Here is a 3,802-nt window from a genome sequence, read left to right on the forward strand (position 1 = left end):
ATAGGCTGCCTTTTTCTTATCCTTTTTCTTATAAAAGAGAATTAATAGTGTAAATGAAGTGTATATTTTTTATTCATTCTAATATTTGTATTATCACTTCATTAAATTGTTAATAACTCGTGTTCCAAAATTCTATTTGTTTATTAGTTGTTAATAAAATGTTGTTTTGAGTATTTTTTGAGAAATTTTAGATAAAATTTCTTTTATTTCTATCTTTGTATGAATCTTGTTCTATAAGCAAATTCTGCTTCTACCTCTTATTTATTGGAAACGCAGATAACTTTTTTGAGGTAGATCACGAAACAGAGTTTTTTTATTAAAAATCTGTGAAAAAATAATTACCCCGTCTCCAATTAATGGCACAATAATCACACTTTTTACTCGTAAATTAATTAACTTGGAGGAATATCGTGCAGACCGTTAATGTCGATATTGCAATTGTTGGTGCTGGTGGTGGTGGTTTGCGTGCAGCAATCGCAGCCGCAGAAGCTAATCCTAACCTTAAAATTGCTTTAATTTCAAAAGTCTATCCTATGCGTAGCCATACTGTTGCAGCGGAAGGTGGTGCAGCAGCTGTTATCAAGGAAGAAGACTCTTACGATAAACATTTCCATGATACTGTTGCCGGTGGTGACTGGCTATGTGAACAAGACGTTGTGGAATACTTTGTCCAACACTCTCCAATCGAAATGACACAATTAGAGCGTTGGGGATGTCCTTGGAGCCGTCGTCCAGATGGTGATGTAAACGTACGTCGTTTTGGTGGTATGAAAATCGAAAGAACGTGGTTTGCAGCAGATAAAACTGGTTTCCACTTACTTCATACATTATTCCAAACTTCTATCCAATTCCCTCAAATTCAACGTTTTGATGAACATTTCGTATTAGATATCCTTGTGGATGACGGTCATGCACGTGGTGTAGTCGCCATGAATATGATGGAAGGTACCATGGTACAAATTAATGCGAATGCTGTAGTTATTGCTACTGGTGGTGGCTGTCGTGCGTTCCGCTTTAATACTAACGGCGGTATCGTAACCGGGGATGGGCTTTCTATGGCATATCGCCACGGTGTTCCACTTCGTGATATGGAATTCGTACAATATCACCCAACAGGCTTACCAAATACTGGTATCTTAATGACTGAAGGCTGTCGTGGTGAAGGTGGTATCTTAGTAAATAAAGATGGCTATCGTTATTTACAAGATTATGGTCTAGGACCAGAAACACCAATCGGCAAACCGCAAAATAAATATATGGAACTTGGTCCTCGTGATAAAGTTTCACAAGCATTCTGGCAAGAATTACAAAAAGGCAATACCTTAAAAACTGCAAAAGGTGTTGATGTAGTTCATCTTGATTTAAGACATCTTGGTGAAAAATATCTACATGAACGTTTACCGTTTATTTGTGAATTAGCACAAGCTTATGAAGGCGTTGATCCAGCGAAAGCACCAATTCCAGTACGTCCAGTTGTTCACTATACAATGGGTGGTATTGAAGTGGATCAACAATCTGAAACTCGTATTAAAGGCTTATTCGCAGTAGGTGAATGTGCGTCTTCAGGTTTACACGGTGCTAACCGTTTAGGTTCTAACTCATTAGCGGAATTACTTGTATTAGGACGTGTAGCAGGGGAATATGCAGCACAACGTGCAGTTGAAGCTCAACCAGCAAATCAATCAGTTATTGATGCTCAAGCACAAGATGTAATTAAACGTGTTGATGCATTATTAGCTCAAGAAGGTACTGAATCTTGGTCAAGTATCCGTGATGAAATGGGTAACTCTATGGAAGAAGGTTGCGGTATTTATCGTACACAAGAAAGTATGCAAAAAACCGTTGATAAAATCCAAGAGTTAAAAGAACGTTATAAACGTATCCGTATTTCAGACCGTTCAAGTGTGTTCAATACTGATGTGCTTTACACTATCGAATTAGGTTACATCTTAGATGTAGCGCAATCTATTGCTTGCTCAGCAATCGATCGTAAAGAATCTCGTGGTGCACACCAACGTTTAGACTATACAGAACGTGATGATGTGAACTATTTGAAACATACGTTAGCTTTCTATAAAGCAGATGGCGTACCAACCATTGAATATAGCGATGTGAAGATCACTAAATCACAACCAGCTAAACGTGTTTACGGTGCGGAAGCAGAAGCCGCAGAAGCAGCAAAAGCAGCAAAATAAGGGGCAAAATAATGGCGAATGCATTACAAACAATGACGGTGGAAATTCTACGTTATAACCCTGAAGTAGATAGCGAACCGCATTTAAAATCCTATCAAGTTCCATACGATAGCCAAACCTCATTACTTGATGCGTTAGGTTATATTAAAGATAAACTCGAACCTGAACTTTCTTATCGCTGGTCTTGCCGTATGGCGATCTGTGGTTCATGCGGAATGATGGTTAATGGCAAACCAAAATTGGCGTGTAAAACCTTCTTACGCGATTTTAGCGGCCATATGCGAATTGAACCATTAGCGAATTTCCCAATTGAACGCGATCTCGTGGTTGACCTTAGCCACTTTATTGAAAGTCTTGAGTCAATTAAGCCATATATTATTGGTAACCAAGCGCCAGAGCTTAAAAATGAACCGCAACCTTCATCAGAATTGGCTAAATCAAGAACTAAACAAACGCCAGCACAATTAGAGAAATACCGTACTTTCTCTATGTGTATCAACTGTGGTTTATGTTATGCAGCTTGCCCACAATTTGGCTTAAATCCTGAATTCGTAGGTCCTGCCGCGATTACCCTAGCTCATCGTTATAACTTAGATAACCGTGACCATGGTAAAGCAGAGCGTATGAAGATTCTTAACGGCAAAAATGGGGTTTGGAGTTGTACTTTCGTTGGTTATTGTTCAGAAGTTTGTCCAAAACACGTTGGCCCAGCTTCTGCGGTTAACCAAGGTAAAATTGAAAGTGCAAAAGATTACGTTTTTGCAATGTTAAAAATGCAAAAGTAAGGAGAGTAAAATGACAACAGTAGCAACCAGTAAACGCAAAAAATATGTGCGTGAAGTGAAACCAACTTGGTGGAAAAAGTTAGATTTTTACAAATTCTACGTATTGCGTGAAAGTACATCAGTGCCAACTATTTGGTTCTGTATTGAATTATTCTATGGCTTACTTTGTTTAGGTGATGGTAGTTTTGATACTAAATTTATTGGATTTTTACAAAATCCAGTGGTGGTGATCTTAAATATCATTACGCTTGGCGCAGTTTTATTAAATAGTTTCACATTCTTCAATATGGCTCCACAAATGATGAATATCATTGTGAAAAATGAACGTATCAATGTGAACTTAGTAACCAAAGTATTTTGGGGTATTACTGTCGTAGTAAGCATTATTGCCTTAATTCTATTATAGGGAGAATAAGATGAACAAAGAAACTCCAAAACGTTCAAATGAACCCGTAGTTTGGTTATTATTCGGTGCGGGTGGTGCGATTAGTGCAGTATTTTTCCCTGTATTAGTGCTTATTCTTGGTTTCCTTCTTCCATTTGGAATTGTGTCACCAGATAACATCATTGCATTTGCGCATACTTGGATTGGAAAATTAGCAATTCTTGCTTTGTTAATTTTCCCAACTTGGTGTGGTATCCACCGTATCCATTTAGGCTTACATGACTTTAAAGTGCATGTACCCGCAGGCGGTGTGATTTTCTACGGATTAGCAGTGCTTTATTCTGTACTCACAGTTTGTGCAGTGATTTCTTTATAAGTTAGTTCTTTAATAACAATCCGCACGTAAAACGTGCGGTTTTTAGGCTACCCTATAAGGG

Annotated in this window: 4 protein-coding genes; all 4 read left to right on the top strand. The window is 38.1% G+C overall.

Annotation, left to right across the window (positions count from 1 at the left end; translation table 11 throughout):
- Positions 1–410 precede the first annotated feature (410 nt).
- From frdA to frdD, 4 genes are read left to right on the top strand one after another with little or no spacing between them, the layout of a single operon-like run.
- On the top strand, positions 411–2,195 hold the full coding sequence (gene frdA, locus PF272_RS01490; protein ID WP_271141374.1) for a fumarate reductase (quinol) flavoprotein subunit: 1,785 nt from the start codon (positions 411–413) through the stop codon (positions 2,193–2,195).
- A gap of 11 nt (positions 2,196–2,206) precedes the next feature.
- Positions 2,207–2,980 (top strand): succinate dehydrogenase/fumarate reductase iron-sulfur subunit, encoded by a 774-nt coding sequence (locus tag PF272_RS01495; protein WP_065234725.1) that lies wholly within the window; start codon positions 2,207–2,209, stop codon positions 2,978–2,980.
- Positions 2,981–2,990: 10 nt separating this feature from the next.
- Positions 2,991–3,386, top strand: coding sequence for a fumarate reductase subunit FrdC (gene frdC, locus PF272_RS01500; protein ID WP_065234726.1), 396 nt, complete (start codon positions 2,991–2,993; stop codon positions 3,384–3,386).
- Between the two features lie 10 nt (positions 3,387–3,396).
- Positions 3,397–3,741 carry a fumarate reductase subunit FrdD gene (gene frdD, locus PF272_RS01505; protein ID WP_065234727.1) on the top strand — a complete coding sequence of 115 codons (345 nt, stop codon included), beginning with the start codon at positions 3,397–3,399 and terminating at the stop codon, positions 3,739–3,741.
- Positions 3,742–3,802: the final 61 nt, after the last annotated feature.

It is taken from the genome of Gallibacterium faecale (assembly GCF_027920745.1).
GTDB lineage: Bacteria > Pseudomonadota > Gammaproteobacteria > Enterobacterales > Pasteurellaceae > Gallibacterium > Gallibacterium faecale.